This window comes from Exiguobacterium sp. KKT215, from assembly GCF_055635335.1.
On sequence record NZ_CM145756.1, the window covers coordinates 2,684,450 to 2,700,988 of the forward strand.

14 protein-coding genes, 1 riboswitch and 1 other annotated feature are annotated in these 16,539 nt (G+C 52.1%); of the genes, 8 read left to right on the forward strand and 6 right to left on the reverse strand.

Annotated features, from left to right (window positions below):
• Nucleotides 1-29: 29 nt before the first annotated feature.
• The 3 genes from ACZ2GZ_RS14075 to ACZ2GZ_RS14085 form a co-directional block, all read right to left on the reverse strand.
• On the reverse strand, nucleotides 30-665 hold the full coding sequence (locus ACZ2GZ_RS14075; RefSeq protein WP_470295362.1) for a YitT family protein: 636 nt from the start codon (nucleotides 663-665) through the stop codon (nucleotides 30-32).
• A 253-nt stretch (nucleotides 666-918) separates the two neighbouring features.
• Nucleotides 919-3,042, reverse strand: a complete 2,124-nt coding sequence (locus ACZ2GZ_RS14080) for an MMPL family transporter (RefSeq protein WP_029596244.1) — start codon at nucleotides 3,040-3,042, stop codon at nucleotides 919-921.
• Nucleotides 3,043-3,144: 102 nt separating this feature from the next.
• On the reverse strand, nucleotides 3,145-3,936 hold the full coding sequence (locus tag ACZ2GZ_RS14085) for a hypothetical protein (RefSeq protein ID WP_021068149.1): 792 nt from the start codon (nucleotides 3,934-3,936) through the stop codon (nucleotides 3,145-3,147).
• A 140-nt stretch (nucleotides 3,937-4,076) separates the two neighbouring features.
• Between ACZ2GZ_RS14085 and ACZ2GZ_RS14090 the strand changes: the two genes are divergently transcribed.
• A complete protein-coding gene (locus tag ACZ2GZ_RS14090) occupies nucleotides 4,077-4,241 on the forward strand; it encodes a YycC family protein (protein WP_021068148.1) in 165 nt (54 codons plus the stop codon).
• 18 nt (nucleotides 4,242-4,259) lie between these two features.
• Here ACZ2GZ_RS14090 and pulA read toward each other — a convergent pair whose 3' ends face one another.
• Nucleotides 4,260-6,254, reverse strand: a complete 1,995-nt coding sequence (gene pulA, locus ACZ2GZ_RS14095) for a type I pullulanase (RefSeq protein ID WP_214827689.1) — start codon at nucleotides 6,252-6,254, stop codon at nucleotides 4,260-4,262.
• Nucleotides 6,255-6,324: 70 nt separating this feature from the next.
• Between pulA and ACZ2GZ_RS14100 the strand changes: the two genes are divergently transcribed.
• Entirely contained in the window at nucleotides 6,325-6,816 is a 492-nt protein-coding gene (locus ACZ2GZ_RS14100) for a YajQ family cyclic di-GMP-binding protein (protein WP_021068146.1), read from the forward strand.
• Nucleotides 6,813-7,391, forward strand: coding sequence for a metallophosphoesterase family protein (locus ACZ2GZ_RS14105; protein ID WP_214715006.1), 579 nt, complete (start codon nucleotides 6,813-6,815; stop codon nucleotides 7,389-7,391). The genes ACZ2GZ_RS14100 and ACZ2GZ_RS14105 overlap by 4 nt, the downstream gene beginning before the upstream one ends.
• Before the next feature lie 38 nt (nucleotides 7,392-7,429).
• Here ACZ2GZ_RS14105 and argS read toward each other — a convergent pair whose 3' ends face one another.
• Entirely contained in the window at nucleotides 7,430-9,112 is a 1,683-nt protein-coding gene (argS, locus tag ACZ2GZ_RS14110; RefSeq protein ID WP_021068144.1) for an arginine--tRNA ligase, read from the reverse strand.
• A gap of 52 nt (nucleotides 9,113-9,164) precedes the next feature.
• Nucleotides 9,165-9,377, reverse strand: a binding site (T-box leader).
• Nucleotides 9,378-9,531: 154 nt separating this feature from the next.
• On the opposite strand from argS, the gene ACZ2GZ_RS14115 reads away from it, so the two are divergent.
• Both ACZ2GZ_RS14115 and ACZ2GZ_RS14120 read left to right on the forward strand, forming a co-directional pair.
• A complete protein-coding gene (locus ACZ2GZ_RS14115; RefSeq protein WP_470295363.1) occupies nucleotides 9,532-11,211 on the forward strand; it encodes a GGDEF domain-containing protein in 1,680 nt (559 codons plus the stop codon).
• Between the two features lie 96 nt (nucleotides 11,212-11,307).
• A riboswitch (SAM riboswitch) is annotated at nucleotides 11,308-11,403 on the forward strand.
• A gap of 52 nt (nucleotides 11,404-11,455) precedes the next feature.
• Nucleotides 11,456-12,757, forward strand: a complete 1,302-nt coding sequence (locus ACZ2GZ_RS14120; RefSeq protein WP_034804307.1) for a Na+/H+ antiporter NhaC family protein — start codon at nucleotides 11,456-11,458, stop codon at nucleotides 12,755-12,757.
• 27 nt (nucleotides 12,758-12,784) lie between these two features.
• Here the strand turns inward: ACZ2GZ_RS14120 and ACZ2GZ_RS14125 are convergent, their stop codons facing one another.
• Complete coding sequence (locus tag ACZ2GZ_RS14125) at nucleotides 12,785-13,429, reverse strand: TVP38/TMEM64 family protein (protein WP_470295364.1); 645 nt, start codon at nucleotides 13,427-13,429, stop codon at nucleotides 12,785-12,787.
• A 224-nt stretch (nucleotides 13,430-13,653) separates the two neighbouring features.
• Here ACZ2GZ_RS14125 and trhO point away from each other — a divergent pair, with 224 nt between their 5' ends.
• The 3 genes from trhO to ACZ2GZ_RS14140 all read left to right on the forward strand — a co-directional run bounded on the left by trhO (nucleotide 13,654) and on the right by ACZ2GZ_RS14140 (nucleotide 16,463).
• Complete coding sequence (gene trhO, locus ACZ2GZ_RS14130) at nucleotides 13,654-14,595, forward strand: oxygen-dependent tRNA uridine(34) hydroxylase TrhO (RefSeq protein WP_470295365.1); 942 nt, start codon at nucleotides 13,654-13,656, stop codon at nucleotides 14,593-14,595.
• A 116-nt stretch (nucleotides 14,596-14,711) separates the two neighbouring features.
• On the forward strand, nucleotides 14,712-15,137 hold the full coding sequence (locus ACZ2GZ_RS14135; protein ID WP_029596250.1) for a divergent PAP2 family protein: 426 nt from the start codon (nucleotides 14,712-14,714) through the stop codon (nucleotides 15,135-15,137).
• A 102-nt stretch (nucleotides 15,138-15,239) separates the two neighbouring features.
• The gene (locus ACZ2GZ_RS14140) at nucleotides 15,240-16,463 is read left to right on the forward strand and encodes a PucR family transcriptional regulator (protein WP_470295366.1); all 1,224 of its coding nucleotides are present in this window, start codon (nucleotides 15,240-15,242) and stop codon (nucleotides 16,461-16,463) included.
• The last annotated feature ends 76 nt before the right edge of the window (nucleotides 16,464-16,539 follow it).

Consider the following 16,539-nt stretch of genomic DNA (forward strand, 5'->3'; position numbering starts at 1 on the left):
TGATAAATTTTACAAAACAAAAAACGATCTCACGCGAGATCGTTTTTTGTTTTTAGTTTGGTCACACTTGGCACGGTTACTTCGACCACATCGTCCGTCAACATTTTCGTGACGACACGACCTGCAATCGAGACCGCGAGAAGCGTATAAAGCGCATTCGCCAATGGCAAATAGATGAGCGAGATCGCCAAAACGATGACATCAAATATGATGAGAATCGTCCCGACCGATACGCCGATCCATTTTGATAGGCCGAGTGCGAATAAATCGTCGCCCCCGGTCGCCCCGCCCGATTTCAAGACGAGACCGAGACCGTACCCAGTCACAATCCCGCTCGCGATGGCGGCGAACAACGTCGCCGGCCACACTTGGATATCGAACGTGAGTAAATCCAACCGATCCCACATGGCGTAGCTGAGCGACAGTGACGCCGCGGCAAGCACGGCTTGCCCGACGAAGCGCCAGCCTTTCCACCAAAGGGCGATTAAAAAGAAGGGGATATCGAGTACGATCATCGAGATCGCCGGATCGATATCAAATAAATAGCGGCCGAGCAATGCTAGCCCGACGAAGCCCCCTTCTGCCAAACCAAACTGTTCATTCAAATAATAATAACCGAACGCCATGATCAGCGTTCCGAGCACTATGGTAGCAACTCGTTTCATTCCGATTGTCCTCCCCGTTTTCAACGGAGAGGAGGATCCTCAGTCGTAGCCGCGGTTCCATCTGTTCCATCTCCGATCTTCCGTTTGTTGATTTTTACATTGATGTCGCTTGTAAAAACTCAACGCTAGAAGTCCGGTAATTGAAACAGAGGCCATGTCCTCTCGGTATCCATAAAGACCTTCCTTTCCCAAATTGCGCGTAATCATGAGACTATTTTAACATACTCTCGCGATTGTTTCATTAAATGTATATTTAGTGTAGATTACGTTTCGGTAAATCTTTCTTACCGAACCACCACCAGTTCCAGTCCCCAAGCAGTTTCATCAAGGACGGGACAAGTAAAATCCGGATGATTGTCGCATCGATAAAGATCGCGAGCGCGATGCCGACACCGAGCTGTTTGATCGGACTAACACCGGTAAAAGCGAACGCCCCCGTGACGACAATCATGATGACTGCGGCCGACGTGATGATTTTACTCGTCTTGGCGAGTCCCATCTCCGTCGCGTAATCGTTATCCCCGGTCTCCCGATAATATTCCTCAATCCGCGAGACGAGAAACACCTCGTAGTCCATCGATAGGCCGAACACGAGCGAGAAGATGAACACCGGGGTCAAGATACTGATCGTCTCGGCATCGTACACGTAGCCTGATTCGAAGATGATGACGAGCAGACCGAACGTCGCCCCGAGACCGAGCACGTTCATGATGATCGCCTTAATTGGAATCAAGACTGAGCGGAACGCCCACATGAGAATGACCATCGTCGCCAAGATGACAGTCACGACCGCATACGGGATGCTGTCATAAATCTCTTCATAAATTTCTTCGTTGAACGCGGCTGGTCCCCCGACGTCAAAACCGCTCTCGCGCCAATCTCGGACGAATGCTTGCGCGTCTTTATCACTCGGCGGGACGTTGAAACTAACGTTGACGAGGGCAAGGTCTGTATTCCCTTCAAGCGTGACGAGACGTTCGAACGCCTCGAGTTGCTCTGGTGCCGCTTCAGCGAGTTGTTGGAATTCGGCTGGTTCGAGACCGGATGCCGTCAAGAACGTCGTGACGTTGTCGACAATCGGATCCTCGGATAGCTCATCGGTGAGTGCAGTCAATTCATCGAGAATCATCGAATCGGTCAAGTCATTCGTCTCAAACAAGAGCACCGCATCGGTCGACGTCTCCCCGAACACGTCGTCCCACCGCTCAAGGGCGGCCCGCGACTCGTACGAGGTCGGGAGTGCATCGGCGTCCGGGATGTTCAGTTCGAGGTCACGAACGAACCAGAGGCTTGGCAATAGCAGCAAGAGCGCGACGAGTGTCATCGTGACGGGACGTCTCATGACGAAACGGGCCAACTTCTGCCACCGTACTTCAGAACGCGTCTCATTCGTTTTGATAAGACGCCCTTTATTGATCGCATCTCCGACGATATATAAGGCGGACGGCAACAGCGTGAGCGCTGATAAGACCGCGCCCGCCACCGCAATCAGCGCACCGAGCGCGATGGCTTGGAACACGTCGACTTGGATGAATAACAACCCGGCCAGTCCGACGAACACGCAAAGCCCTGAGAACAGAATCGAACGTCCGGCCGTCGCGACCGTTCGGACGATGGCTGCCTCTCGCGACTTCCCATGTGCGAGCTCTTCCCGGTAACGGTTGACGAGCAATAGGGAAAAATCGATGCCGAGCGCGATGGCGATCATCGCGACCGCATTCAAGACGAAAATAGACAGTTCCATCGTTTGGGCAAAGAAGAACAACGAGCCGGCAGCCACGATGAACGTAATCAATCCAACGAATAACGGCATGACCGCGGCGAGCGGCGTCCCGAAGACGAGCAAGAGGACGAGCAACGCGACCGGGATTCCAATCAACTCGGCCCGAATCAAGTCATTCTTCGACGCTTCATTCAAGTCATCCGCGAAGACCGGCTCTCCGGTCAATCGCACGTCTGTATCCGTATCTCGAATCAAGGCGTTGCGAACGTCATCGATTGACGCCTCGGCCGTATCGTAATCCTCGAACTCGAGCAATAAGTAAGCTGCGTCCCCTGAGCGGGCATCGGGATTCTCGGCTGGCGTGATCACGCCGTCGACCCCATCGACGTCAATCAGTCGATCCCGTTGCTGCTCGATGACCGTATCAAGGTCGCCACCTTCCAACAAGACGATCATCGAGGCCCCGGCCCGGTCGAACCGGTCGTTCAACGTATCTTCCACTTGGGCGAAGCGCCCGTCTTGAATCGCAAATCCATTGCCGCGCAGTTCACTTGGCAACTGTAAACCGAAATATACCGATACCGCGAGCAATACCGTCCAAATCAACACGACAGCGTAGCGCCATCGGACTAACGCTTGTCCTAATCGTTCCATCCCTGTCCACTCCTCTCCATCTAAGAAGACTGTTCCCGTTTTTAGACGAGATTCTGTAAGCCTTCGTAAAAAAATCCTGAACCATGCCCTGGTCCAGGATTGTCAACGCTCGAACACTTGCAGCCAACTATGGCAGAAGCGACGCGGCGTCGATAGGACGACAAGTCTGTCGCCCGGCTCGTCCAATAAGACGACTTTCAACAATTCGGTCTCGGCACATACTTCTGATGAGAACACTTCACAATCGCGCTCAAACAGTTGGAACGATGTCATCGAGGTGATGGCGGTCGTCACACCCATTTGATCGACGATGACCAAGTCACGGTCACCCCCGTATGGAATCTTCCAACGCGCGCCCGCTTCGACGTCCTCGACCATGAACTGTTGATTCCGTTCATCGTACAAGGTCACGAGGCCAGGTGCCGTGAATCGTTCGAAATCATAGGTCGATTGATATGCGAGTTCGATGATGTTCCCGAACTCCGGGATCTCCTCGTAACGGCTATACCGAAACGTGTGATCGTTCAAGTTCAAGGCGACGATATCTGATTCGGCCGAGTACAAATACAAATCGTCCCCTGACCAGTAGTGCAGGTTACTGAACCAATCGTCATGGAACGTCCGTGGAATTGGGTGACGTTCCATCGTCCCGTTCGTCAAATCCATGACTCCGTATGTCTGCAAATCTCGAAATAGCGCGACGGCTCTTCTACCATGTGGTTCAATATATAGTGCGCAAGGTGCCCATTTCCACTCGAGTTCCCATCGGATTTGGAACGTCTCGTCAAAAAACAGAAACCCGGTTTGCGCCAAATACAACATCCATCCTCCACCAACGCGCTCTAACCATTCAACCGTTTGATGAAATTGATAGTCTGCTACTTGTTTGTACATTTGATCACTTCCTAGTTTCAGCTTAGCAACGCACGACGCATTTTTCGATTTTGAATGTGTTCACAGAACACATTCTCCATCTGTCCGCTTTTCCTGTATACTGGCAGTAGCATACCCGTAATTGGAAAGGAGGAACCCTCATGCGCCCACTTCAACTCTCTCCCGAGACGGCGGTTGAGCTTGCCAAAAAGCTAAACGTCCCACTCGAGGAACTCATGCATATGCCAAAACACATCATCGTCAAAAAGATGATGGAGCTCGAGGCAGCCAAAACTGAAACGAACGAGGAAAAGGAGACGGAATGACGTCTCCTTTTTTCGCGCTTACTTTTGTTTCGGTTTCCGTTTTTTCGCAACATACCAGAGACCGAGGATAGCCAAGGCAGCTCCACCGGCGACCGCATATTTGCTGTAATCCGGACGGCGTTCCGTCACGACGAGTGTCGATAACGGCGCGACCGTGACATGCCGCTCCTCGAGGAGACGTGGTGCCGTCAAATTGACGGTGTGATCTTCGACATGGACCTCGAACTTGCCGGACGGTAGTTTCACCTCGACCGCTTCTTCGAGTCCGTTATGGTATACGAGATGGCGTTCGACGTAACCTTCGACGTGGCGACTCAGTTCAAAGGCGATGACGCCCTCTTCTTCATCGAAGAAACGTAAATGTTTACGAATCTGTTCCGCGTTCTCAAGACGGAACAACGGATATTGTTTGCGCAGGCTGATCAAGCCCTTCACATATTCGACGCTCGGCGTCTCTTGCTCGGCCCGCGTCCAATCCAAACGGTTGACGACCTCCCCCGAATTGAAGCTGTTCTCGTCCCCGTCTTTCGTGCGGAAGAACTCTTGACCGCTATGCAGGAACGGGATGCCTTGACTGAGCAACACAATCGATGTCGCGAGACGATGCCGGCGGCGGCGTGTCGTCTCATCGTCGTCCGGATTCGTAACGGCCAGTTTGTCCCAAAGCGTCAAGTTGTCATGGCACTCGACATAGTTCACGACTTGGTTCGGTTCGTCAGCAAAGCTTTGGCTCGTGACTGCACCGGCAATCCCACGTTTGACGTCCGCCGTCATATCCGCGTTGCCGCTGATCCAACCTGGCAAGTCTTCGATGAACACATCACCACGGACACCGTCGCGAATCGCGTCGTTGAACTGGGCGATGCGCGGCATCTTATGGGCGTTATGTTGGTTCGCTTTTTTACGGACCGGAAGCGGTGTGTCGAGATCCCAGCCTTCTCCGGTCACAAGAATCGATGGGTCGACGCGATCGAGCGCCTTGCGGACCTGGTTCATCGTCTTGACGTCATGGAGTCCCATCAAATCGAAGCGGAAGCCATCAATCATGAACTCTTTCGCCCAATACGACACACATTCGACGATCAATTTGCGCATCATCGCCCGTTCGGACGCCGTATCGTTCCCGCACGCCGAACCGTCGGCGAGCGTACCGTCCTCGTTCAAGCGGTAATAGTAGTCCGGTACGAACTGTCCGAGCGGCGTCGTCAATGCATCATACGTATGGTTGAACACGACGTCCATGATGACACGGATGCCACGATCGTGAAGTGCTTGAATCATCGCTTTCAACTCGATGATGCGAGCGGCCGGATCATCTGCTGAGGAAGCGTATGAGCCTTCGACGGCAAAATAGTGGACCGGGTCATAGCCCCAATTATAATTCGCCTCACTCTCGCGTGACTCATTCACTGAACCGTAATCGAAGAACGGCATGAGTTGGAGATGCGTGACGCCAAGCCCGGTAATATAGTCGAGACCCGTCGGATAACCCGTCGGTGTCTTCGTTCCGACTTCGGTCATCCCGAGGAATTTCCCGCGATGCATGACACCACTGTCCGGATGACTCGTCAAATCACGGACGTGCGCTTCATAGATGACCGCTTCTTGTGACGAGTGGAAGAGCGGACGTTCTTTAACCCAATGGTCTGGGTTGAGCGTAGATGGGTCGAGCAGACACCCGCGCTTCCCATTGACCCCGACGACTTTTGCATACGGGTCGAGCGATTCGATACGCTTCCCAGCTACGACCGCCTCGAACACATAAAACTGACCTTCAAACAAAGCACGATCGAGTTCGATGACCCACGTCCCTTTCTCGGCCCGTTCTAACGACAACCGTTCGAACTTCCGCGCTCGCGGTGTCCGGTATAGTTTTACCGTCATCTCTTCGGCAACCGGTGACCAGACCCGCAACCGGATGAGGTCACTTTTAAACGTCACCCCGAGGTCTTTGCCGTGATATGCCATATGGTCTAAATCTACATTTGTCTGTTGATCGATAGTATGTTCCATCTCTTTCACTCCTTCACTACTTCAAATCTGCTATCATTATAACAAAACCCTTGTAAAGGATGGATGAAACATGGCAAAAGACAATTCTTTTGATATTGTGTCAGAAATGAACCTCGAAGAAGTGAAGAACGCGATTCAAATCGCCGAGAAAGAAATTTTGAACCGTTACGACTTTAAAGGTTCGAAGAGTGAGATGTCACTTGATAACGGCGACCTCGTCCTCGTCTCAGATGACGACTATAAGCTCGAGCAATTGAAAGACGTCATGATCACGAAATTGATTAAACGTGGCGTACCGACGAAAAACCTTGATTATCAAAAAGTGGAACGTGCGCTCGGCGGCACAGTTCGTCAACGCGTCAAATTGAAGAGCGGCATCGACAAAGACGATGCAAAAAAAATTAACAACGCCATCAAAGAATCAAAACTGAAAGTGAAGTCACAAATTCAAGACGATCAAATCCGTGTGACAGCCAAGTCGCGCGATGACCTTCAAGCCGTTATGCAGCTCGTCCGTGAGCTCGAATTGTCCGTCGATGCCCAATTCACAAACTACCGATGAAACTCGCCATCATCAGTGACCCACATGGTTCGTTTGATGATTTGAAAGCCGTGCTCGAGTCGGTCCGCCGCGAGACGGAGCACATCCTTTGCCTCGGCGATCTGTACGAGTGTCATATCGGTAAGAAACGGCGCAACGAGCGCTTCCATGAAGTGTCCGATGTGGTGACTTACGACCCTGACTACGAGGCGCTCCTCACCTTCCCTAGCCTGCGCGGCAATCAAGAAGAGCGGATTGACGAAGTGCTCGTGGTGTCGCATCCGGTCAAGACACGAATCGCCTTATTACCGGAGCAGACGACGCTCGATGAGGCGCTATTCTTGCATGGACACCAAGTGAAATGGAGTCCGGACTGGGAACCGCTTGTCGAGAAAGGGAAGTATCCGCTCGTCTTTATCGGACACAGCCATATTCCGGGGATTTACCGGAAAGGCCGCTCGATTCCCTGGGAAATCGGACAGCCGTTCGTCCTAAAGAAAAAACGTTACGTCATCAACGTCGGCGCCGTCATCTTCGACCGGGAGTGGTGTCTGTATGACACGAAAGCTCGGACGGTCACGCGGATGAAAGCATAAGAAAAGGGACCCCACGAAACGGGTCCCTTTTCTCGTCCTTACATTTCTTCTGGAGCTTGAACACCGATCAAACGGAGTCCTTCCGTCAATACGATCGTCACCGCTTTGACGAGGGCGAGACGTGATTGTTTGCCTGCATCTTCTTCAAGGACACGGACATGACCGTAATACTTGTTGAATGCTTGCGCCAAATCGAGCACGTAACGGCTAATGATCGATGGTTCGCGGCGTTCGTGGGCACGTGTGATGACGTGTGGGAACGCGTTGAGCATCGTCACGACGCCCCACGTGTGGTCGTCGTTTGCGCCAGTGAACGTCGAGCCGTCATAGTTGCCTTTACGAAGGAGCGAGTTCGCACGCGCGTTCGTGTACTGCACGTACGGGCCCGTCTCACCTTCGAATTTGAGCATGCTATCGAGGTCGAACTCGATGTTGTTGATGCGTTCATTCTTCAAATCGTGGAAGATGACCGCGCCGACACCGACCATGCGTGCCACGTCGTCCGCGTTCGCAAGTTCCGGGTTCTTCTGAGCGATGTTCGCTTGTGCTTTCTCGATTGCTTCTTTGAGCACTTCCTCGAGCAAGACGATGCGACCTTTACGTGTCGACATCTTCTTCCCTTCTTGCAAAATCAAGCCGAACGGCACGTGATGCATGCCATCTACGAAGTCATAGCCGAGCTTGCGCAACACTGAGAACAGTTGTTTGAAGTGAAGCGCCTGCTCGCCGCCGACGACGTAGTTCGCCTGGACGAAGTTGTACGTCTCATGACGATAGACGGCAGCTGCCAAGTCGCGTGTCGCATAAAGCGTCGCGCCGTCTTTCTTTTTGATCAAGCATGGTGGCAAGTTCTCGTCCTCGAGTGAGACGACCATCGCCCCTTCACTTTCGACGAGAAGGTTTTTCTCTTCGAGCATGGCGACGACGCGGTCCATCTTGTCGTTATAGAACGCTTCCCCGTTAAAGCTGTCGAATTCGACACCGAGGAGGTCATATACTTTTTGGAACTCTTTGAGTGATTCTTCGCGGAACCACGTCCAAAGCTCAGTCGCTTCCTCGTTGCCGTCTTCGAGTTTCTTGAACCACGCACGGCCTTCGTCCTCAAGTTCCGGTTGTGTCTTCGCTTCTTCGTGGAAATGGACGTAAAGCTTCAAGAGCTCAGCAATCGGATGTGCCCGGACCGCTTCCTCGTCGCCCCATTTTTTATAGGCGACCATCAGTTTACCGAACTGTGTGCCCCAATCCCCGAGGTGGTTGATGCCGACGACGTCATAGCCGTTTTTACGGGCGATTTGGTTGATGGCATTCCCGATCACCGTTGAACGAAGGTGTCCCATCGAGAACGGTTTGGCGATGTTCGGTGACGAGAAATCGGTGACGATTGTCTCGTTGCGTGTCGCATGCGTCGCATAGTCCGCTTGTTCATCGAGCACCGTGTTGATGATTTCTTGTGAGACGACGTCACGGCTCAAGAAGACGTTCACATACGGGCCGGCCGCCTCGACTTTCGTGAACAACTCGTCGTTCAAGTCGTTCGCGATATCCGTCGCGATCATAACCGGTGCTTTACGATAGGCTTTCGCAAGTTGGAAACACGGGAAAGCAAGGTCCCCGTGTGCCTCATGTTTCGGTTTTTCAATCAATGCTTCAATCTGGTCGAGCGTCAACTCGTCCCCGATGACACGGGACAAGGCTTCCGCATATTTGCGTTCATAACTCATTCTAATTCCTCCTTATCATTTGTTCATAAAAAAAACGCCCTTTGCACAGATGCAAAGAGACGGGATGGCCCGCGGTACCACTCTTCTTGCCTGCTTGACGCAGACCGCTTTATCGGTGATAACGGGGGTCCCCCGGCTACGCCTACTCAAGTTCGGATAGCATCTCAAAAGTGCGTTTCGCGATGTTTGTCAGCCTAGGCTCTCACCAATCCCTAGGTCGCTTTGTTGACGGAACGATCGTTACTCTCTTTTTCATCGACTTTCGTCTATGTGGTTGAAAAGCAATTTCATTATAGAGGATATTTCATATAGACTCAATGCTAGAATTCCGCCATTATGATGGATAGGCAGGACTCAGGCGTGATTGTGCCGAATCTCCTACCATACATAATTGAATTTTTCCCACATAGGAGGGAACCATGAACCATTTCCGCAAGATGTCCGTCCTTGGTTGGAGTATTTGGAGTATGCTATTCGGTTTGACGCTCATCTTGTTCGCTACAGGCGTATTGAACATGCCGGCCATCGAGCCGTTACCGTTCATCTTGATCGCGTTGCTCGTCATTATTTTTCAAATGGACTCCATTGAACGGAAAGGCGTCTACTTTACCTTTTCAGAAAGTATCGTCTTAATTATTTTTCTATTCTTTGATTTTGAGACAGCGCTGTTCGTCAATCAGATTGGACTACTCGTCTTCCAGTTCGTCAACTTGAAACCGCGCGTCGCGCTTCGACGGTTCCGTTTTACGTATCCGTGGAATGCCATCACGTCATTTTTGGAAATCGCCATCCCGGCCAGCGTCTACTTGGCACTTGGTGGTGTGACCGGTCTCGGATTCTATTCCCAAGACTCGTTCCTCCCGCTTGCCGGTTTGATTATTGCCATCATTTTGAACACGGTCGTCCAAAAGTATCAAGTCGGCTGGTGGTTCCGCGTCGACATCCCGATCCGCGACTTTTTAAGCATCGCGTTTTACACGTATATCGTCAGTCTCGTCTTCATTTTGGCGGCCTCGCTCTTCCGGGAGACAAACTTGCTCGTCGTCAGCAGTATCGCCGCCGCACTCACGTTCTTTATTAAGCGACTCATCATTCAAAAAGGTCGACAAGACGCCTTCAAATCGTTGATTGAACAATATGATGAAGCAAAAGAAGCCGTATCGCTATCGCAAAGCGAGGCACAAGCCATCGAAGTGTTCCTCAGTCAATGTGAGCGACTCAACGAGTACGATGAAGGGTACGTCGAGTTCAAACTGTTTGATCGCACACTTTACTTTGATTTGAAGACGCGCCAGCCGATCGATCGCCATGTCGTCTTTGAATTACTCGATGCAACCTATCCGAACGAAGCCTCGGTCGAGTACGAGATGCGCTTCGAATGGGACGCCCCGCTGTCGAACGAATTTAATGAAGACTATCATAGCTTCATCTCGGTCCGTTCCGAGGAAATCGAAGGAATCCGCACGTGGATTGTGATGACGGGCGAGCACGTCTATGGCTATCCGCCCATCATTCAACGCGAGATTTTCAAACTGCTCAAGTCGTTCAATCGGACGATCAGTCGTTGTCATGAACGCGACCGCCTCTATACCGAGAGCCGGACGGACAGCTTGACGCTGCTTGCCAATGCACGGGCTTTTTATGAATACGGGATTCAACAGATCTCGGACGGCTCGATGTATCCGATTTCCGTCGCGATGCTCGATATCGACTTCTTCAAAAAAATCAACGACACGCACGGTCACCAAGTCGGAGATAGTGTGCTCCAAGAATTCGGTCGCCGCATTCGTCAAGTGCTCCGCACCGAAGACTTTGCCGCCCGTTACGGCGGTGAAGAGTTCATCTTGCTCTTAAACCGTTGTGATGTTGAGGCCGCCGTCGAGATTGCCGAGCGCATCCGTCAACAAATCGAGAACAAACCGTTCCACGTCGACGGAATCGATATACCCGTCACCGCTTCAATCGGTGTCGATACGATTCAGTCGTTCGGCGACAAACGTCTTGACGATACGATTCGTAACGCCGACCGCGCGCTCTACGTCGGCGGGAAATACGCCGGTCGCAACCGCGTCGCCCATTATAATTTCTTAACGACCTGACTCGCCCCCACGTTCATCGCGTGGGGGTTTGCTATTGACAAGCAGATTTGAAACAGGTACGTTAGGGAACGTGTCTTATAACTAAATATCACAACTTTTTTATCAAGAGAGACTGAGGGACTGGCCCGATGACGTCTCGGCAGCGGGTAACCTGTGCCAAATCCAGCGAGCGGTCTGCTCGAAAGATGAAAAAAGTGTTTCTTGTCGAGAGAGCCTTTTTTCAGAAGGCTCTCTTTTTATTTTTATGAATGAGGTGAATCGATTGGAACAACCAACAGCTAACAAATGGGCGCTCTTGCCCTTACTCGTCTTCCTCGTCTTCTTTATCGGGGCAGGCATCTACTATGACGACTTTTATAAATTCCCCGTCTTGATCGCGGCCTTGATTGCCGTCATCGTCGCGGCGATGATGACAAAAGGGAGCGTCACCCAGACGGTCGAACGCGTCGCCCAAGGTGCCGGGAACCCGAGCATCCTCATCATGGTGTTCATCTTCTTGCTCGCCGGTGCGTTTTCAAGCGTCGCCGAAGCAATCGGTGCGATTGACGCGACCGTCAATGCGGCATTGACGTTACTACCGCCCTCGCTCCTATTGAGCGGCCTGTTCGTCATCGCAGCCTTCATCTCGATGGCGATGGGTACGTCGACCGGGACGATTGCCGCACTGGCTCCGATCGCTCTCGGCATCCATGAGGAAAGCGGCGTCAATATCGCCATCGCGGCAGCAGCCGTCGTCGGGGGTGCCATGTTCGGAGATAACTTGTCGTTCATTTCAGACACGACGATCGCAGCCGTCCGCACCCAGCGGACGAACATGCGCGACAAGTTCCGGACCAACTTTTGGATCGTCTTGCCGGCAGCCGTCATCACAACGATTTTACTCGCTGTCCTATCGAGCGGAGAATCCACCATCGAGCCGGCGGCGTTTGAATGGTATAAATTGATTCCGTATCTGGCGGTTATCGTGCTCGCTTTGACGGGAATGAACGTCATCCTTGTCTTGCTCGGCGGCATCGCCCTAACCGGCATCATCGGTCTGTTGGATGGCAGTCTAGCCGTCACCACGTACGTCACCGCCATGGCGGACGGCATGATGGGCATGGCCGAGATTTCACTCCTGACATTGCTCATGGGTGGGCTCGTCGGACTCATCTCGCATAACGGCGGACTCACGTACTTGCGTGACGCGCTCACGTCCCGAATTAAAAGACGGGCCGGCGCGGAGTGGAGCATCGCCGGGCTCGTCAGTGCGACAAACGTCGCGACGGCGAACAACACGATTTCGATTCTCGTGGCTGGTCCGCTCGCTGCGAACATCGCCGACGATTATGACATCGAACGTAAAAAGTCTGCGAGTGTACTCGATATCTTCTCGTGTGGGGTCCAAGGTCTGTTGCCTTACGGGGCACAGCTTCTCATTGCGGCCGAACTGACGAACACGGCATCACCGGCGCTCGTGCCGTATATGTTCTATCCGTTCTTGTTGTTCATTTGCGGAGGATTGGCCATCGCCTTTAACTTCCCGCGTTTCAAAAAACGCGCTTAACGAAAACGACCTTGTGAAGCAGTCGCTTCACAAGGTCGTTTGTCGTTTCGCTTCAAGTTCACGTTTCAGCTGCTCGTTCCGTTTTCTGAAAGCACGCCGTTTGAGCAGTTCTTCGAGTCCGCGGCTGATGACCCACAGAACGAACAGTAGCAGGGCGAGCATCGATAATCGCAACGGGCTTTGGATAAATTCTTCCCACTGGTCGCCGATCACGGAAAAAATCAAGACGACGAGCAGTTTCCCGAACCCGGCCGCCATGATGAACGTCCGGAGCGGCATTTGGATAAGAGCGAGTAAGTACGTAATCAGACTGACCGGAATGAACGGGAGTGAATAAAGAAAACCGAGCGAGACGGGGCTCATATGATTGATGCGTTCGAGCCAATACACGCCTTGCTTATGTTTTTCGAGCCAACGCGTCATCGGCTTTCGAAAGACATAACGGACGGCCGTAAAGACGAGAATCGTCCCGAGTAAGCTCCCGACCCAAGATAACAACGTTCCGAGCAAAAAACCGTATGTCGCTGCGTTCGCCGAGATGATGAGGACGAGTGGGAGAAACGGAAAAATCGCTTCGAGGAACGGGGCTCCAAGTCCGGCCCAAGGGCCGCCCGGAAGACCTTGCAACCATTCAATCAAGTTTAAAATATATTTTTGGAGTGATGTGAGCATATCGGTTTCCACCTTCAACTTTCGTTAATCCTTTTTACCCGATTTCGCTCAGGAAGACGCATCCCCCTGCCCACTGTCGTAAAAAAATAAAAAGTATTTGCGAAATTTCGCTGTGATATCTATCATATAATATGGACTTGTGGTTGCAGGCAAGTCCGTTCGTCGAACGACACAACCCAACGTTCGTTTTCCTGCAAAAAACTGAACACAGGGGAGTAACACACATGGAAACAAAACCAATGCGGGTCTTGCTGTACTATAAGTACGTCAATATCGAAGATCCAGAAACGCTCACACAAGAGCACCTCAAGTATTGCAAGGACCTCGGCATCAAAGGACGCATCTTGATTTCTTCCGAAGGAATCAACGGGACGTGCTCTGGGACTTGGGAACAGACCGAGCAGTACATGAACGACTTGAAAGCGAACCCGCTCTTTAGCGACATCGAGTTCAAAATTGATGAAGTCGAAGAGCATGCGTTCTCGAAAATGTTTGTCCGTCATAAGAAAGAGCTTGTGACGTGGCGCTTTGATGGTGAGTTCGACGTACCTAAACAACACGGGGCGTACCTCGAACCGGCAGAATGGAAAGAGATGATGAATCGCGACGATGTCGTCATCCTCGATGTTCGTAACAACTATGAGTACGATCTTGGTCACTTTAAAAACGCGATCAAAATCGATGTAGAGGCTTCTCGTTACATGCCCGATTGGCTCGAAGAGAACAAGGACCTCTACGAAGGGAAAACGTTACTCACGTATTGTACCGGAGGCGTCCGTTGCGAGAAATTTACCGCATATATGCGTGACCAAGGTCACGACAATATTTTCCACCTTAAAGGCGGCGTCGCCATGTACGGCAAAGACGAAGCCACGAAAGGTGAGGACTGGGAAGGCGAGCTGTACGTCTTCGACGAACGCATCAACGTCCCGGTCAACACGGTCAATCCGTCAATCGTCTCTGAATGCATGCACTGCGGAACGAAGACGGTGCGCTACGTTAATTGTGCCAACCCGGTGTGTAATGCCCAACACTTCTGTTGTGAAGAGTGTGAACCGAAACAAATGCGTTCATGCTCGAAAGAGTGCCAGGAGCATCCACGTAACCGCTATATCATCGAGAATATCGCGGACAAACTTCAGCAGACTGAAGGCGTCGTCGGGTAACAAAAATCGACCAGAAAGCACTTCGAGCCTATGCTCGGGGTGCTTTTTTGACAGAAACCTTACGTCTAGCCGATGACAGAATCGGGTATAGTGTAGATACCATTGTCAGACAGGAAGTGAATCGATTGCTCTTTAACGAACCTTTACTCGCCGCCTTGCTCGCTTGGTTCATCGCACAAGCAGCCAAGCTCGTAACCGAACTCATTAAAACACGAGATTTTGAATTAGAAATCATGTTTGCCTCGGGTGGGATGCCAAGTTCCCACTCTTCGACCGTCGTCGCCTTAGCGACCGTCATCGGTCGAATCGAAGGGCTCGATTCCAGCATGTTCGCGCTCGCCTTGATTTTTGCGACGATTGTCATGTACGATGCGACCGGCGTTCGTCAGGCGGTCGGATTCCAGGCCCGCTTGTTGAACGACTACTTCAAAGGAATCAAGCACGAGACGCCCATCTTAAATGAGCTGGTCGGTCATACCCCGTTCCAAGTCATCGTCGGGGCTTTACTCGGTCTCGTGGTCGGACTGTTTTTCCCAATTTAATGTGAATGATGCAGGCATGTCGTTCCCCCCTTCTAAAAACTCACCATCTTTTTGTGAACTTTCACAACAGAGACGGTATAGTGAGAGAGAGGAGGAATCGACATGCCTTTTTTGCAGAAATCTTATGAGTCGCTCGATACGCTCGCCGAAGCAATCGGACAAGCGATTCGGGCCCCCATCACGATTGAAAATCGACACCATCAGTTGCTGGCCTATAGCACCCACCCCGACTCGACCGACCCGGCACGAATCGCGACGATTATCGGCCGCCGTGTCCCGGAAGCAGTCATCGAAGACTTATGGGAAAGTGGCATCCTTCAAGAAGTGATCGACCGCGACGAACCGGTCGTTATCCCGGCCCGAATGGCCGTTGGTCTCGGTGAGCGGGCGGCCGTCGTCATCAAGCAACAAGGTGACGTGCTCGGTTACATTTGGAGCCTGGCCCGAACGACGCCGTTCTCAGAACAAGAACTCACCGTCCTACAAGAAGGGGCGAACATCGCCAAAAAATTGCTGATGACCATCGCGATGCACGAACGGCGCATCGACGCCGAATTGGAACATTTCTTTTTAGAAGTGCTGGCCACTCCCGTCTTATCGCCATCCCACCGCGATCGCTTGAATGAGCTCGCACCGATTGCCGTCGCCAGCCGCCTCACCGTGATTGAATGTGCCCAGCCGGTCACCCCGCAACTGGCGGAACGACTGTTTTATGTATTGGCGACCCAGCAAGCGATTGAAGTCGTCCTGCACGCGATCGATGGCCAGCAGTTACTCGTCTGGCATTATATGAAATCGGACTTGGCCGAGGAAGAAACGGCGCTCTTGCAGTGGGCCGACCGCTTTGAAACGCAGCTCCGAGACAAGTTCATTGAAGCGGAGCCGCGCCTTGGCATCAGTCGACGCTTTTTTGAGAGCGACATGCTCTATGCGGCGATGGAAGAAGCACGACGCGTCACGTCGCTTCGCCGAAAGTTCCCGTATGAGCTTGCGACATCGCGCACGTTCGAACAGATCGGAATTTATCAGCTCGTACCCGATTTGGCCCGACGCATCGGGCTTCGTCTCGAGACGCATCCGACCATCGAGCGCCTACAGGCGTATGATGTCACACATCATACCGAGCTCGTCACGACGCTCGAATGGTATTTCTATTTTGATGGGAACGTCAAGCGTGTCGCCGCTCATCTTCACATCCATCCGAATACCGTGCTCTACCGGATTCGGCGGATTGAAGAACTGACGAACATCACACAAGTCTCGCTCCCTGAACGGGCCGCCGTTTATCTTGCCATTAAGGCCGGTCAATACCGCCAAGACGATTGACGCCTACTTTGTGTTTTTTCACAAAGTGGGCGTGATCACTTTTAGAATCCATGCTAAAGACAGCGTTTTCGGATGG